Source organism: Streptomyces sp. NPDC102270, from assembly GCF_044766405.1.
GTDB lineage: Bacteria > Actinomycetota > Actinomycetes > Streptomycetales > Streptomycetaceae > Streptomyces.
Window position 1 is genome coordinate 165773 of sequence record NZ_JBIWLX010000015.1, and the last position, 14959, is coordinate 180731.

At 70.0% G+C, this 14959-nt stretch carries 10 protein-coding genes; 6 read left to right on the top strand and 4 right to left on the bottom strand.

Features of this window, described 5'->3' with window-relative positions; genetic code table 11:
* Positions 1–153: 153 nt before the first annotated feature.
* From ACIRP7_RS30685 to ACIRP7_RS30695, 3 genes are all read right to left on the bottom strand, one after another.
* Positions 154–1725: a phytoene desaturase family protein gene (locus ACIRP7_RS30685; RefSeq protein ID WP_403665795.1), complete on the bottom strand. Its 1572-nt coding sequence runs from the start codon at positions 1723–1725 to the stop codon at positions 154–156.
* A 62-nt stretch (positions 1726–1787) separates the two neighbouring features.
* On the bottom strand, positions 1788–4061 hold the full coding sequence (locus ACIRP7_RS30690; RefSeq protein ID WP_403665797.1) for a tetratricopeptide repeat protein: 2274 nt from the start codon (positions 4059–4061) through the stop codon (positions 1788–1790).
* Positions 4062–4121: 60 nt separating this feature from the next.
* A complete protein-coding gene (locus ACIRP7_RS30695; protein WP_403665799.1) occupies positions 4122–4967 on the bottom strand; it encodes an oxygenase MpaB family protein in 846 nt (281 codons plus the stop codon).
* A gap of 326 nt (positions 4968–5293) precedes the next feature.
* Between ACIRP7_RS30695 and ACIRP7_RS30700 the strand changes: the two genes are divergently transcribed.
* The 6 genes from ACIRP7_RS30700 to ACIRP7_RS30725 all read left to right on the top strand — a co-directional run bounded on the left by ACIRP7_RS30700 (position 5294) and on the right by ACIRP7_RS30725 (position 14191).
* Positions 5294–6448 carry a LacI family DNA-binding transcriptional regulator gene (locus ACIRP7_RS30700; RefSeq protein ID WP_403665801.1) on the top strand — a complete coding sequence of 385 codons (1155 nt, stop codon included), beginning with the start codon at positions 5294–5296 and terminating at the stop codon, positions 6446–6448.
* Between the two features lie 353 nt (positions 6449–6801).
* A complete protein-coding gene (locus tag ACIRP7_RS30705; protein WP_403665803.1) occupies positions 6802–8199 on the top strand; it encodes an ABC transporter substrate-binding protein in 1398 nt (465 codons plus the stop codon).
* 73 nt (positions 8200–8272) lie between these two features.
* Positions 8273–9217, top strand: a complete 945-nt coding sequence (locus tag ACIRP7_RS30710) for a carbohydrate ABC transporter permease (protein ID WP_403665805.1) — start codon at positions 8273–8275, stop codon at positions 9215–9217.
* On the top strand, positions 9214–10149 hold the full coding sequence (locus ACIRP7_RS30715; RefSeq protein WP_403665807.1) for a carbohydrate ABC transporter permease: 936 nt from the start codon (positions 9214–9216) through the stop codon (positions 10147–10149). The genes ACIRP7_RS30710 and ACIRP7_RS30715 overlap by 4 nt, the downstream gene beginning before the upstream one ends.
* Positions 10150–10198: 49 nt before the next feature.
* Positions 10199–12364: a beta-galactosidase gene (locus ACIRP7_RS30720; protein ID WP_403665809.1), complete on the top strand. Its 2166-nt coding sequence runs from the start codon at positions 10199–10201 to the stop codon at positions 12362–12364.
* Positions 12365–12385: 21 nt separating this feature from the next.
* Positions 12386–14191 (top strand): RICIN domain-containing protein, encoded by a 1806-nt coding sequence (locus tag ACIRP7_RS30725; protein ID WP_403665811.1) that lies wholly within the window; start codon positions 12386–12388, stop codon positions 14189–14191.
* Between the two features lie 240 nt (positions 14192–14431).
* On the opposite strand, the gene ACIRP7_RS30730 is transcribed toward ACIRP7_RS30725, so the two are convergent.
* Positions 14432–14800, bottom strand: a complete 369-nt coding sequence (locus tag ACIRP7_RS30730; protein WP_403665964.1) for a signal peptidase I — start codon at positions 14798–14800, stop codon at positions 14432–14434.
* Positions 14801–14959: the final 159 nt, after the last annotated feature.

The following is a 14959-nucleotide window of genomic DNA, read 5'->3' on the forward strand; positions in this document are numbered from 1 at the left end:
CCGGGCCGAGGGCAGACACACACGCACGGCGCACGGCAGCCGGGCCGAGGGCAGACACACACGAGCAGCGTGCGACAGCCGCGCCCGAAGACAGGCGCACACAACTGGACGCGGCAGCCGGCCCGACGAAGGCAGGCCACGCGCCCGTGTGCGTCAGCCGCCCAGTTCCTCCAGCACGGCCATCGCCGCGTTGTGCCCCGGCACCCCGCTCACCCCGCCGCCACGCACCGCGCCCGCCCCGCACAGCAGCACGTTCGCGTGCGGGGTCTCCACGCCCCACCGCCCGGTGCCCTCCTCGGCATACGGCCAGGACAGGTCCCGGTGGAAGATGTTGCCGCCGGGCAGCCGCAGGTCCCGCTCCAGGTCGAGCGGGGTCTTCGCCTCGATGCAGGGCCGGCCGTCCGCGTCCGTGGCCAGGCAGTCGGCCAGCGGTTCGGCGAGGTGCGCGTCGAGCTGGGCGAGGGTCGACTTGAGGAGTTCCTCGCGTACGGCGTCGTTGTCCCGGTCGAAGAGCCGGGCCGGGGTGTGCAGACCGAACAGGGTGAGCGTCTGGTAGCCCTGCTCGACGAGGTCCGGGCCGAGGATCGTGGGGTCCGTGAGGGAGTGGCAGTAGATCTCCGAGGGCGGGGCGGTGGGGAGCCGGCCGGCGGCGGCCTGGGCGTGGGCGGTGGCCAACTGCTGGTAGCCCTCGGCGATGTGGAAGGTCCCGGAGAACGCCTCGCGCGGGTCCACCTCGCTGTCGCGCAGCCGCGGGAGGCGCTTGAGGAGCATGTTGACCTTGAGCTGGGCGCCTTCGGCGGGGGCGGGCGGCCGGTCGCCGGTGAGGGCGGCGAGTTCCCGCGGGGAGGCGTTGACCAGGACGTGCCGGGCCGCGACGGTGCCCTCCGCCTCCCCGGTGCGGTACGTGATCTCCGCCGAGCCGCCGTCCGTGGAGATCCCCACGACCTCGTGACCGGTGGCGAGGACCGCGCCGGCCTGCCGTGCCGCGGTGGCCAGGGCGTCGGTGAGGGCGCCCATGCCGCCGACGGGTACGTCCCAGGCGCCGGTCCCGCCGCCGATCACGTGGTAGAGGAAGCAGCGGTTCTGCTTGAGGGAAGGATCGTGGGCGTCGGCGAAGGTGCCGATGAGCGCGTCGGTCAGGACCACACCGCGGACCAGGTCATCGGCGAAACGATCCTCCACGGCCACGCCGATCGGCTCCTCGAACAGGACCCGCCAGGCCTCCTCGTCGTCCACCCGCAGACGCAGTTCGTCCCGGGTGGGCAGCGGCTCGGTGAGCGTGGGGAAGACGCTCTGCGCCACGCGGCCCGTCATGTCGTAGAACCGCTGCCAGGCCCGGTACTCGCGTTCGCCGCCGGTGAGCTTGGCGAAGGCCTCCCTGGTGCGGCGCTCGCCGCCGCCGACGAGCAGTCCGGTCGGCCTGCCGTCGCGTTCGACGGGGGTGTACGACGAGACGTTGCGGGTCCGGACCCGGAAGTCCAGGCCGAGGTCGCGGACGATCTTCTTGGGCAGCAGGCTGACCAGATACGAGTAGCGCGACAGCCGGGCGTCGACGCCCGTGAACGGCCGGGTGGAGACCGCGGCTCCCCCGGTGTTCCCGAGCCGTTCGAGGACCAGTACGGACCGCCCGGCGCGGGCCAGGTAGGCGGCGGCGACCAGGCCGTTGTGGCCGCCGCCGACGATGACGGCGTCGTAGGCGCGGTGGAGTCCCTCGTGTGCAGGCATGGTTCTTCGTAACACGTGATGATCTAGGTCGGCCAGAGGTGGGCGGCACCCGGCGGCGACGGTCACTGGGCGCCCGGGGCCCGCTGCTGCCGCAGTACCGCCACTCTCCGGTAGAGCTCCACCGCCTCCGCGCCCCGGCCGAGCTGTTCCAGGCAGTGGGCCTCGTCGTTGCGGCTGGCGAGGGTGTCGGGGTGATCGGCGCCGAGGACGCGTTCGCGGGCGCCGGCCACCGTGCGGTACTCGGTGAGGGCGTCGGTCCAGCGGCCGAGCCAGCCGAGACCGACGGCGACCTCGCGGCGGCTGACCAGGGTGTCCGGGTGGTCGGGGCCGAGGACGCGCTCGCGGATCGCGCACACGTCCCGGGACTCGGCGAGGGCCTCTTCCCAGCGGCCGAGGCGGCCGAGGTTGACGCCGAGGCCGTGGCGGGCGCGCAGGGTCTCGGGGTGGGCGGGGCCGTGGACGCGGGTGCGGTCCTCGATCAGGTCGCGGTAGAGGCGGAGCGCGTCGGCGCTGCGGCCGAGGCGGCCGAGGCTGATGCCGACCTCGTAGCGGGCGGCGAGGGTGTCGGGGTGATCGGGGCCGAGGGCCTGGGCGCGGGCCTCGGCGACCTCGTGGTAGGTCTGCAGGGCTTCCGCCCAGCGGCCCAACTGGCCGAGCGCGTAGGCGACTTCGTAGCGGGTGACGAGGGTGTCGGGGTGGTGGGGGCCCAGCACCCGGGCGCGCGCGGCGGCCACCTCGCACGCCATGCGGTAGGAGTCCTCCAGGCGGCCGAGCCTGCTGAGGTTGAAGGCAAGGTTGTGACGACAGCGCAGGGTGTCGGGGTGGTCCGGGCCCATCCCGCGCTCGCGGGCGGCGAGCACCGAGGTGTAGACCTGGTGGGCATCGAAGTGGCGGCCCAACTGGCCGAGGACGTACGCCATTTCCTGACGGACGGCGAGTGTGTCGGGGTGGTCGGCGCCCAGGGTGCGGGTCCTGGTCGCGGCCACGTGCTTGTACGCGCGCAGGGCGTCGGCGGCGCGGCCGGTGCGGCTGAGGGTGAAGGCGACCTCGTAGTGGCTGGCGAGGGTGTCGGGGTGGTCGGGGCCGAGCAGGTGCTCGCGTTCGGCGGCGACCGCGCGGTGCACCTCGCCGGCCTCCGCCCAGCGGCCCAGGCGCCCGAGGCTGAGTCCCGCGTTGTGCCGCCCGGCGAGTGCCGTGAGGGCCTGCGCGGAGGGCACGGCCGGGACGTCCGGCACGGGTTCCTCGACGCGGCCGGTGGCGGGGCGGGCAATCCACTCGCCGGTGAGAGCGGCCCCGGCGTCCGGGGGTGTGGTGACGAGGCCGGCGCCGGTGGCCTTGTGGCCGGTGGTCATGCCCCGGGTCCAGGACGGCAGCCGGGTCTCGCGCGGGCGGTCGGGGTCGGGCCACTCCTGCGGGCGGAGGTCGGCCGGCTCCTGGGGCCGGACGTCGGGCCGCGGGGTGACCACGGTGGGCACGTACGCCGGTGTGGTGCGGCCCAGGGTGATCCGGCGGCCCAGCTCACGGGCGTCGCGCGGGCGCTGTTCGGGCTGTTTGGCCAGCAGGTCGAGGATGACCCTGTCGAGGTACGCGGGAAGTTCGGCGCGGTGGCTGCGCGGCGGCCGGGGCGGGGTGTCGCGGTGGCCGACGAGGATCGCCCACGCGTCCTCCAGGTCGAACGGCGGTGCCCCGGTGGCGATCTCGTACAGCACGCACCCCAGGGAGTACAGGTCGCTGCGCTCGTCGACCTCGGAACCCCCTATCTGCTCCGGCGACATGTAGTGCGGGGTGCCCATCGCGATGCCGGTGCCGGTCAGCCGGGAGGTGAAGTCGACGTCGTGGCCGAGCCGGGCGATGCCGAAGTCGCAGATCTTCACGGTGCCGTCGGTGAGGCGCACGATGTTCGCGGGCTTCAGGTCCCGGTGCACGATGCCCTGCTGGTGGGTGTAGGCGAGGGCGGCGGCGACCTGGTCGGCGATCTCGATCACGTCGGCGACGGGCAGGGGGTGCTGTTTGTTGTCCTCCAGGAGCTGGCTGAGGTTGCGCCCCTCCAGGAGCTCCATCACCAGGTAGAGGACACCGTCGGACTCGCCGAAGTCGTGGACGACGGTCACCCCGCGATGGCTGAGCGCGGCGGCCACCCTGGCCTCGCGCCGGAAACGCTCCCGCAGGACCCGGGTGAAGCTCTGGTCGTGCTGCCCGCCCAGGGGCTTGAGGCACTTCACGGCGACATGACGGCCCAGTGACTCGTCGCGGGCCCGCCACACCTCGCCCATGCCCCCGCGCCCGATCAGATCGAGCAGTCGGTACCGCCCCTGGATGAGCCTGCTGTCCCCCATCTGCTGCGACCGCCCCCGTCGAACTCGCCCCGCCACCCCTGGCCTGTCCAGTATGGCGACCTATCGTCCGAGTTTGTACGGGGCGGGGCGGGTGCCGGGGCCGAGCCGGTCCATGGCGCGCAGGATGTGCTTGGGTGGGAGTTGCCAGCGCAGACGTGCGGGAACGCAGCGCAGCAGGGTGCCGGTGGCGCGCAACTGGCGGGTGACAGTGGTGGGTTGGGGGGCTTTCCTGCCGTACAGCTCGTGGGCGTACGGCGGCAGGGCGGCGTACGCCAGCTGCGCCACGCGCCGCCACAGCACCTCGCGCGCCGGGACAAGAAGGGGGTGCGTCGGCGGGCGGAGCAGGAAGTCGTCCACGTCGCGGGCCTCGGGCGTAGCCGCGAGTTCGGGGAGCACCTTCTCGAAGTAGGCGGCCATCTCGACCTGGTCGGCCGGTACGGCGTCAGGGTCCAGGCCCACCAGGCGGGCGCTGACCCGGTGCTCGGATATGTAGCGGTCCGCCAGCTCGTCGGTGAGCCGGAAGCCGGAGCGGCGGGCGACCTGGAGATAGGAGTCGATCTCGGCGCAGTGCACCCACAGCAGGAGCTCGGGTTCGTCGACGCCGTAGCGTTCGCCGGTGTCGGGGTCGGTCGCCCCGAGCATGCCGTGGATCTTGCGGACCCGGGCGCCGGCCTTCTCCGCGGCCTCGGTGGTCCCGTAGGTCGTGGTGCCGACGAAGTTGGCGGTCCGCATCAGCCGACCCCAGGCGTCACGCCGGAAGTCGGAGTTCTGCATGACGCCGCGCAGGGCGCGCGGGTGCAGGGCCTGGAGGTAGAGCGCGCGGATGCCGGCGACCCACATCATGGGGTCGCCGTGCAGCTGCCAGGTCACGGACGATGGACCGAACAACCCCGGATCAGCCGTCATGTCGGCAGTGTGACCAGGATCGCCGGTCGGCACAAGGCAACGGTCGGTGACCTGTGCTGACGCCGACCGGCTTCAGCAGCCGGGGTGCGCCACCTCCAGAACGTTGTGCGTGCCGAGCACATTGGCTTCAAGCAGCTCGGCATGAGGCGTCTCGTCCGGCACGCCGCCCAGGAGCACGCGGCCGGGTCGCTCGGTTACGGATCTGTTCCGAACTCTTGACGACAGCCGTATGACTGCGTAGACATGACAGCGCAGACAGACCGCGTGGCCAGTCACTGGCGGGTCTGGCATCATCTGGCTCGTACATCCGGCCATCGGGAGACACCATGACGCGAGGAACGACACGGAGCGGTAACACCGCGGCTCCGCGCAGCGTGGATGTGGCCCGTCTGGCGGGGGTCTCGCAGAAGACGGTGTCGCGGGTCTTCAATGACGAGCAGTACGTCTCCGCCGATGTGCGCAGGCGCGTCCTCGAAGCCGCCGAAGAGCTCGGCTACCGGCGTAACAACGCCGCCCGGGCACTGGCCTCCGGACGCACTCGCTCCATCGGTGTGGTGACTCTGGGCACGGCCCTGTACGGACCCGCCACGCTGCTCATGGGCGTGGAGCGGGTCGTCCGGGACACGGGATACGCGCTGCACGTGGTCAACACGATGGAGGGCGACGCCTCGGGTGTGACCGGTGCCGTGAGTTCACTCCTCGATCAGGGCGTGGACGGCATCGTCATCTCCGAACCGATCGACGAAGCGGGGGCCGAAGGAGACGCGTCCTTCCGCATCGACGTTCCGGTGCTCGTCCTTGGTGCGCCACTGCCTCTCACCGCGCCCAGGGCGCTGACCTCCGGGGGCGGTGCCGACCTGATGGCACACTCCGCCGTCGAGCACCTGCTGGAACTCGGGCATCCGACAGTCCATCACCTGGCCGGTCCGCAGCGGTGGTACGCCGCCCGGGACCGCCTCGAGGGATGGCGGGCGGCGCTGACCGCGCACGGGAGGGCCGTACCGCCGGTCGTCGAGGGCGACTGGTCGGCCGCGTCCGGATACCGGGCGGGACAAGAACTGGCCGAAGACTCTGACGTCACCGCGGTGTTCGCCGCCAACGACGACATGGCGATCGGCCTGATCCGCGCACTGACGGAGGCTGGACGCCGGGTGCCGGAGGACGTCAGCGTCGTCGGATTCGACGACATTCCGGTCGCCGCCTATGTGACTCCTCCGCTGACCACGGTGCGGCAGCCGTTCGACGCCGTGGCGCAGGAGGGACTCAAGCGTCTGGTGCATGCCATCGAGAACCCGGACGCGGATCCGTTACCGGCGAGCGATCCACCCATCGATCTCATCATCCGCTCCTCGACCGCGCCACCACCGAGCCGGACGACCCCGGCTCGTGGCCGGCGTACCGCCTCTCGTGCACTCGGTGGCGCGGACCGTCCGCCGCTCCCGAACGGAGGCCCGTCCACCCACCGTGACCCGCACCGGTGAGCCCGGACATCAGCAGGTCCAAGGCGGGCGCGTGACGTCAGTACAAGCCGCTGCTTCCGGTCACGCCCCGCTCCTTTCGACGCCTCCGCCGCACGATCGCCGCGGGGCCGTTCCAGAACCCAGCAGCCGCTGAGCCAGGTTCCCCCACCCTCTCTGCCTCTGGTTTCGTCCCCTTCTTCTTCGGCCGCGACCCCACCTCCGCACACGGAAGGCGCGCCGGCCCCGGTCCACGAGGACCCGCACCCGGCCCCGTCGGTGTCCGAGCCTCGGCAGGCGCGTCCGCGCCCCTTCACCACACCTCCGTACGCCCTTGCCAGGCGTGCCGTCATCTTCGCCACCGGCGGGAGTTCACCATGCCCAGAAACACGTCCACATCCATGTCCGGCCGCTCCTCGATGAGCCGTCGACTGTTCCTCACCACGACAGGTGCCGTCTCGCTCGGCCTCACTCTCACCGCCTGCGGCGGCAGCGACTCGGGCGGCTCGTCCGGGTCCTCCAAGCCTGTCAGCCAGGCCGACATCGACAAGGCGATGAAGACGCCGACCGAGCTGACGTTCTGGACCTGGGTCCCGAACATCGACAAGGAAGTCGCCCTCTTCGAGGCGAAGTACCCGGCCATCAAGGTCAAGGTCGTCAACGCCGGCCAGGGCACTCCGCAGTACACCAAGTTGCGTACGGCTCTGAAGGCCGGCAGCGGCGCCCCGGACATGGTGCAGATCGAGTACCAGGCCATCCCGACCTTCACCATCACCGACAGCCTGCTCGACCTGCGGCCGTACGGCGCCTCCGCGCTCAAGGAGAAGTTCGTCGACTGGACCTGGCAGCAGGTCAGCGGCAGCAAGGGCGAGGTCTGGGCGATCCCCCAGGACACCGGCCCGCTCGGCATGCTGTACCGCAAGGACATCTTCGACAAGCACGGCATCAAGGTCCCCACGACCTGGGACGAGTTCGCCGCTGCGGCCCGCAAGCTCCACAAGGCCGACCCCGATGTCTACCTGACCAACCTCGCGGCCAACCAGGTCGCCGCCTGGCACGGCCTGCTGTGGCAGGCGGGAGCCAAGCCGTACGTGGTGTCCGGCGGGAGTGACATCACCATCGGTGTCGACGACGCCGTCTCCAGGAAGCTCGGCGCGTACTGGGGCGGCCTGGCCCGAGAAGGGGTCGTCAGCACCGACCCCGACTTCACCGACGGCTGGTACGCCGGGTTCAACAAGGGCAAGTACGCCACCTGGATCACCGCCGCCTGGGGGCCGGCCTTCCTCTCCGGCTCCGCCAAGGCCACCTCCGGCAAGTGGCGCGCCGCCCCCCTCCCGCAGTGGGACGCGTCGAAGCCGAGCTCGGGCAACTGGGGCGGCTCGACCACCGCCGTCATCCGCTCCACCAAGAACCCCATCGCGGCCGCCCAGTTCGCGCAGTTCCTCAACAGCGACCCGGCCAGCGCGAAGATGTTCGCCACCGAACAGTTCTTCTTCCCCGCCACCAAGGCCCTCCTCACGGACGCCACGTTCACCGGCGACGCGCCCGCCTTCTACGGCGGCCAGAAGGTCAACCAGGTCTTCGCCGACATCAGCTCCACGGTCAACTCCTCCTTCCAGTGGCCCCCGTTCCTCGACCAGGCGGCGACCGACTGGACCGAGACGGTCGGCAAGTCCCTCGCCGACAAGACCGACACGGTCCGCGCGCTCGGTACCTGGCAGACGCGACTCACCACCTACGCCAAGAGCCAGGGCTTCACCGTCGAGACGTCGTAACGGCCCGTCGGGTCCCGTGCGGTGGCGCGGGACCCGCCCCCACCGACACAGTCCCATCCCTCAGAAAGGCCCGATGATGACTGCCACAACCGCGGCCTCCCCCAAGGGCAGAAGGCGAGACGGGTCGACACGCCTCGGGCGCGGCGGCGAGAGCCGTCAACGGACGGCAGGACCGCTGTTCGTCGCACCGTTCATGGTGCTGTTCCTGCTGCTCTTCCTCGCCCCGCTCGGCTACGCCGCCTATCTCAGCCTGTTCCAGGAACGCCTCATCGGCGGCACGACGTTCGTCGGGCTCGACAACTACGCCCAGGCCCTGAGTGATTCGCAGTTCCTGCACGGCATCGGACGGGTCGCCCTGTTCTTCGTCATCCAGGTCCCGGTGATGCTGCTGCTGGCGCTGGTGTTCGCCCTCGCCCTCGACAGCGGGCTGCTCCGGCTCGCCCGTGTCATCCGGCTGGGCATCTTCGTCCCGTACGCCGTCCCGAGCGTGGTCGCCGCGCTCATGTGGGGCTATCTGTACGGACCGGACTTCGGCCCCTTCGCCCAGCTGAGCCGCGATCTCAGCCTGCCCGTCCCGCACTTCCTCAGCGACGGCTGGATGCTCGGCAGTCTCGCCAACATCGTGACCTGGGAGTTCGTCGGCTACAACATGATCATCCTGTACGCCGCCCTGCGCACCATCCCCGAGGAGCTGTACGAGGCCGCCGCGATGGACGGGGCCGGCGCCGGGCGGATCGCCTGGTCCATCAAGTTGCCGGCCCTGCGCCCCGCGCTGATGCTCACCCTGCTGTTCTCGGTGATCGGCAGCTTCCAGCTGTTCAACGAGCCGAAGCTGTTGATGACCATCGCCCCGGACGTGATCAGCAGCTCCTACACCGCCAACCTCTACGCCTACACGCTCGCCTTCACCGGCCAGCAGGTCAACTATGCGGCCACGGTGTCCTTCCTCCTCGGCCTGGTCATCGTCATCGCCTCCTACGCCGTACTCCTGACCGCGAACCGCAGGAGGTCCGCATGACGACCACCATCCGCAGGGCCACGACCGCCGAGCCGTCGACGAAGCCGCCTTCCGCCGCGCCGCCTCGGCGGGGATCCGCCTCCCGGCGCCGCAGCACCCCGCTGACGATCGCCATGCTGGCGGTCCTGGCCTACTTCCTCCTGCCCCTGTTCTGGCTGCTGATCGCCTCGACCAAGAGCACCCAGGACCTGTTCAACAGCTTCGGCCTGTGGTTCTCGCACGCCCCGCAGCTGCTGACGAACGTCAGGCAGACCTTCACCCAGGACGACGGGGTCTTCGTCCACTGGCTGCTCAACACGGTCATGTACGCGGGCGTCAGCGCGGTCGGGGCCGCGTTGCTCGCGGCCGCCGGCGGGTACGGTTTCGCGAAGTTCCGCTTCCGCGGTGACCGGTTCTCCTTCAACCTGGTGCTCGGCGCCGTCATGGTCCCGGCCACCGCGCTGGCGATCCCGACGTATCTGCTGTTCGCCAAGGCCGGTCTGGTCAACACCCCGTGGGCGGTCATCCTGCCCTCGCTGGTCAATCCGTTCGGTCTCTACCTCATGCGCATCTACGCCCAGGACGCCGTCCCGGACAGCCTCCTGGAGGCCGCCCGGATCGACGGCGCCGGGGAGGCGCGGATCTTCGGCACGATCGTGCTGCGGCTCCTCGCGCCGGGCCTGGTCACCGTGCTGCTGTTCACGCTCGTGGCGACCTGGAACAACTACTTCCTGCCGCTGATCATGCTCAATGATCCCAATCTGTACCCCGTCACCGTCGGCCTCTCCTCCTGGGCGGCGCAGGCGCAGAACGGCGGGGCCGGTGCCAGCAGCGACATGCTCGCCCTGGTCGTGACCGGCTCCCTCATCTCGATCCTGCCCCTCGTCGTGGCCTTCCTGCTGCTCCAGCGGTACTGGCAGAGCGGCCTGGCCGCCGGCGGCGTCAAGCAGTAGGGCCCGCAGCCCTCGTACCACTCCCCGCATTTATCGGAGGTTTCCCCTCATGGCGGCTCTGCCTGCCCGCGTCCTGTTCGGCGCCGCGTACTACCACGAGTACACGCCCGCCTACGACCCCGAACTGCGGCCCGACGAACGGCTCAAGACCGACCTGGACCTGATGGCCGAGGCGAACTTCACCGTGATCCGGGTCGGCGAGTCGGTCTGGTCGACCTGGGAGCCGGAGAACGGCCGCTTCGACCTCGACTGGCTCCAGCCGGTCCTCGACGGCGCCCACGAGCGCGGCATCTCCGTCATCGTCGGCACGCCGACCTACGCGGCTCCGCCGTGGCTGGCCCGCCAGTACCCGGAAATCACCGCCGAGTCCGCCACCGGGCAGCGGCTGGGCTGGGGTGCACGCCAGGAGATCGACTTCACGCATCCCGCCTTCCGCTTCCACGCCGAGCGGGTCATCCGCAAGATGGTGGCCCGGTACGCCGACCACCCGGCGGTCATCGGCTGGCAGGTGGACAACGAGCCCGGCCTGCACCTCCTGCACAACCGCGGTCTCTTCGAGCGCTTCGTGGACCACCTGCGGGAGACATACGGGGACGTCGAGACCCTCAACCGCGAGTGGGGCCTGGTCTACTGGTCGCACCGCCTGTCCACGTGGGCCGACCTGTGGAGCCCCGACGGCAACGAACAGCCCCAGTACGACGTCGCCTGGCGGGAGTTCCAGGCCCGGCAGGTCACCGAGTTCATCGGCTGGCAGGCCGACATCGTCCGCGAGTACGCCCGGTCCGGCCAGTTCGTCACCACCTGCATCTCCTACACCCGCCAGGGGGTGGAGGACGACGAGCTGTCGGATCGCCTCGACATCGCCTCCGGCAACCCGTACTACGACATGCAGGACGGCCTGCTGCTGCCCGACCCCACTCCGGACGCCCACGAGCAGAAGTGGAAGACCACCGGGGTGTGGTCGATGTACCAGACGGCGGACTGGATGTTCTCCTCCCGCCAGGCGCCGTTCCTGGTCACCGAGACCAACGCCCAGAGCATCGGTTTCGCATGGGACAACCGGCCCGGCTACGACGGCCAGTGGCGGCAGGCCGCCTGGGCGCACGTCGCGCGCGGCGCCCGGATGATCGAGTACTGGCAGTGGCAGACCCTGCGCTTCGGCGCGGAGACCTACTGGGGTGGCGTCCTCCCGCACAGCGGCCGGCCCGGCCGTACCTATGCCGAAATCGCCCGCCTCGGCGCGGAGTTCGAGACGGCGGGCGAGCTCGTCGCGGGACTCGAGCCGGACGCCGACATCACGATGGTCTACTCGATGCCGAGCAAGTGGCTGATGCAGAAGTACCCACCACTCGCGACCCCTGACGGCGAACCGGACGCTGCCGCCTACCACCGCGTCTTCGACCCCTTCTACCGCGGCGCCTTCGACGCGGGCCGCCAGGTCCGCATCGTCCACGCCCGCCAGCTGCACGAGCAGATGACACCCGAGGAAGCCGCCCGCCGCCACCCCGTGCTGGTGGTACCGGCGCTGTACATCGCCGCCGACGCCGCCCTCGACTGGCTCGCCGCCTACGCCCACGCGGGCGGTCACCTGGTGCTCGGCCCGCGTACCGGCTACGCCGACCACGAGGCCCGGGCCCGCCACGAACCGGCCCCCGGGCGGCTGGTGGCAGCCGCGGGCGTCCAGTACGACGAGTTCGGCAACCTCGCGCGCGACATCCCGATCCGCGCGGTGCCCGGTGGCCCGTTCGAGGTGCCCGCGGATGCCGCGGCGACGCAGTGGATCGAGAGCCTCACGGTCACCGACGCCGAGATCCTCGCCGTGTACGAGCACCCGCACTACGGCCGCTGGCCCGCGATCACCACCCGCGGCCACGGCGCGGGCCGCGTCACCACAGTCGGCACGGTGCCGAGCCGCGACCTCGCCCGGGCGCTGGCCGAATGGCTGGTCCCGGCCGCGAACAGCGGGTGGCGCGACCTCCCCGCGACGGTCACCGCGACCACCGGCACCTCACCCGACGGACGCCGTGTCCACATCGTCCACAACTGGAGCTGGGAACCCGTGAGCGTCCCCACCCCGGCGGACCTCTCCGACGCCCTGACAAACACCCCCCTCTCGACGGGCACGGCGCTGGAACTCGGCGCCTGGGACGTACGCGTACTCGTCTCCACCGACGCCGACAGCGCGCCGGCTCCTGGAGCGACCAACCGATCCTGATCCATCCCCTGAGGAGGGGCCATGCAGAGAAGAAGGCTTGGACGAGCCCTCGGAACCTTCGCGGCGACATCCGCGATCCTCGCAATACCCATGGTCAGCGCACAGGCGTACAACCCGACGGGCGGAACCCTGTACCAGCTCGGCACCGAGCCGTGTCTGAAAGGGCGGGGCAACTGCGCGGTCTACCCCAAGTCGGCGCAGTTGCCGAGCGGACGTCTCGTCGCGTCCTTCGAGAAGTCCACGGTCGTGACGGCGACGGGCAGCGCCGACAAGCAGACGCTCCCCGTCTACAAGAGCGATGACCGCGGAACCACGTGGCAGCCGCTGTCGGAGGTCAAGGCTCCGGCATATCTCTCCAGCGACCCGCAGTACGCGAAGTACACGAGCAACTGGACGAACCCCTACCTGTACGTCCTGCCGCAGGACGTCGGGAACCTGAAGCAGGGCACGTTGCTGCTCGCGAGTGTCGTCTCGGGCGACGACTACTACTACAAGGAGCACAAGGCGGCCGACCCGAACTGGACGCCGACCAACGACGGCGACCGCAAGGACCTGGCGATCGCCCTGTACTCCAGCTCCGACGACGGCGTGACGTGGAAGGTCGAGAACGTCGTCGCCACCGGCGGCTGGCAGGGCGGCAGCGCGGGCGCGACCGGCCAGAACATCGCGGCCGCGAACACGAACCAACAGGTGGACCCCGTCTGGGAGCCGTACCTGATGGTCTACAAGGGCAAGCTCGTCTGCTACTACTCCGACGAGAACGACTACACCGGCTTCAACGCGACCACCGGTGTCCCGACCCTCGACCCCGCCAACGACACGGCCACGGACTCGCAGGGCCAGATCCTGGCCCACAAGACCTGGGACGGCACCGGCGCCGCGTGGAGCGCCCCCGTCGTGGACATCGCGGGACTGACCCAGACCATGGCCGGCGGCAAGACGGAGATCGGCGGCGGGCGGCCGGGCATGGCGAACGTCGTCCGTACGACGGACGGCAAGTGGCTGCTGACCTTCGAGTACTGGGGCGGCGGAGTCAACACGAAGTATGTGCTCGCCGACGACCCGCTGAAGTTCTTCACCGGGTCCGCCACCGGCACGGGCGTCACCACCTTGCCGCTCGACACCGGCTCGCACGCCCTCGCGACGGGCGGCAGCCCGGTCCTCATCAGGCTGCCCGGTGGGCGCCTGGTCTACAACGCCGCCGGCAGCGGCAACGTCTGGGTCAACGACAGCGGACGCAGCGACGGCGCCTGGAAGGAATACCAGACGACCTCGCAGGCCGGCTACAGCCGCAACCTCCAGTACGTCGACGGCACCGGCCGCATCGTGATCCTCAACAACCAGGGGACCTCGACTCTCAAGTTCGCCGAGGTCGATCTCGGCCACACGGACGGCGCCTACTACCAATTGGTGAACCGCAAGACCGACCAGGTGATCGGCACCGGGAACAAGACCAACGACGCGAACATCGGCAACGCGGATGTTCCCGACGTCCGGCTGGAGGCCCCGGGCTCGGCGGGCAACGCGGACACCCAGTACTGGCACGTGACGACCGAGCCGAACGGCGGGGTGAGCCTGCTGAACAAGTCGGGCGGCCGCGCGGCGGCGATCTGGACCGGCAGTGCCACGGCCGGCCAGAAGATCGGCCAGTGGGTCGACAACAGTGCCACCGGAAGCTGGAACCTCGTCAAGACCAGCGACGGGTTCTACAAGCTCCAGTCCGTCAAGAACACCAGCCTGTACCTGACCGGTGCGACTGCCGGGGCGCAGCTGACCTTGCAGACCGCGGCCACGGACGGCTCGCAGGACTGGGAGCTCGTCCAGTAAAACCAATCCGAGGGAGAGCCTCGCATCGGGGCCTGGTTCTTCGACCAGGCCCCGAAGGGCAGTGCAACCTCGTCACTCATCAGCAATTACCCATTGCCACCACCATATTCGACATCCCGAACGCTGACCGATATCGCAGACTTCGACTCCGCGGTACGCCTCCGGGGGCGGTTCCGGCCGACCACGTACGGTCGGTCGGAGCCTTTCCGCAGGAGACCGCGAAATACTCGCCCCCATTCACTATTCTCGCGTCACCGCATAACCGGGCACAGATGGCCATCGAACCGTCAACAATACGGATTCCTCTTCCGCGAACCACGAGTGGTCGACTCCACGCCCCCAAGCAACATAATCCCCTTGCTTCGCCAGAAGAACGCTGCGCCCTGGGAAATCCACGCGAAACCTGCCACTGATGAGCACCAGGACGGCCGTTCGCGCTTCGCCTCTCACCCATTGCAGCCGCTGGTCACCAGGTGGATGAACGCCCCACTTGACCTCTACCGCAGTGGTGTGACGAGGATCATCGGCGTCCTTGAAATGACCGAGCAGCCAACCTCGATCCAACAGTGCGTCATCGCCCGCATTCCCCACATACACGCTGTCATCCATAGCATGGAATATATCAGCCTCAACTGCAGCGAAAATACGACCACAAAACATCGCGGGCAGCAAAGCACCCGCGATCTCGGCGGAGAAATCGGTGGTGTTCACGGAGTCGAGACAGCTGCGGAAGGCGTCCGGGATGCCAAGGCCGTTCGCAGGATAAGG

What these genes read in the sequence shown, in the direction of transcription:
- ACIRP7_RS30685 (WP_403665795.1), bottom strand. Translation starts at nt 1,725, where the DNA reads ATGCCTGCACACGAGGGACTCCACCGCGCCTACGACGCCGTCATCGTC.
- ACIRP7_RS30690 (WP_403665797.1), bottom strand. Translation starts at nt 4,061, where the DNA reads ATGGGGGACAGCAGGCTCATCCAGGGGCGGTACCGACTGCTCGATCTG.
- ACIRP7_RS30695 (WP_403665799.1), bottom strand. Translation starts at nt 4,967, where the DNA reads ATGACGGCTGATCCGGGGTTGTTCGGTCCATCGTCCGTGACCTGGCAG.
- ACIRP7_RS30700 (WP_403665801.1), top strand. Translation starts at nt 5,294, where the DNA reads ATGACGCGAGGAACGACACGGAGCGGTAACACCGCGGCTCCGCGCAGC.
- ACIRP7_RS30705 (WP_403665803.1), top strand. Translation starts at nt 6,802, where the DNA reads ATGCCCAGAAACACGTCCACATCCATGTCCGGCCGCTCCTCGATGAGC.
- ACIRP7_RS30710 (WP_403665805.1), top strand. Translation starts at nt 8,273, where the DNA reads ATGATGACTGCCACAACCGCGGCCTCCCCCAAGGGCAGAAGGCGAGAC.
- ACIRP7_RS30715 (WP_403665807.1), top strand. Translation starts at nt 9,214, where the DNA reads ATGACGACCACCATCCGCAGGGCCACGACCGCCGAGCCGTCGACGAAG.
- ACIRP7_RS30720 (WP_403665809.1), top strand. Translation starts at nt 10,199, where the DNA reads ATGGCGGCTCTGCCTGCCCGCGTCCTGTTCGGCGCCGCGTACTACCAC.
- ACIRP7_RS30725 (WP_403665811.1), top strand. Translation starts at nt 12,386, where the DNA reads ATGCAGAGAAGAAGGCTTGGACGAGCCCTCGGAACCTTCGCGGCGACA.
- ACIRP7_RS30730 (WP_403665964.1), bottom strand. Translation starts at nt 14,800, where the DNA reads ATGGATGACAGCGTGTATGTGGGGAATGCGGGCGATGACGCACTGTTG.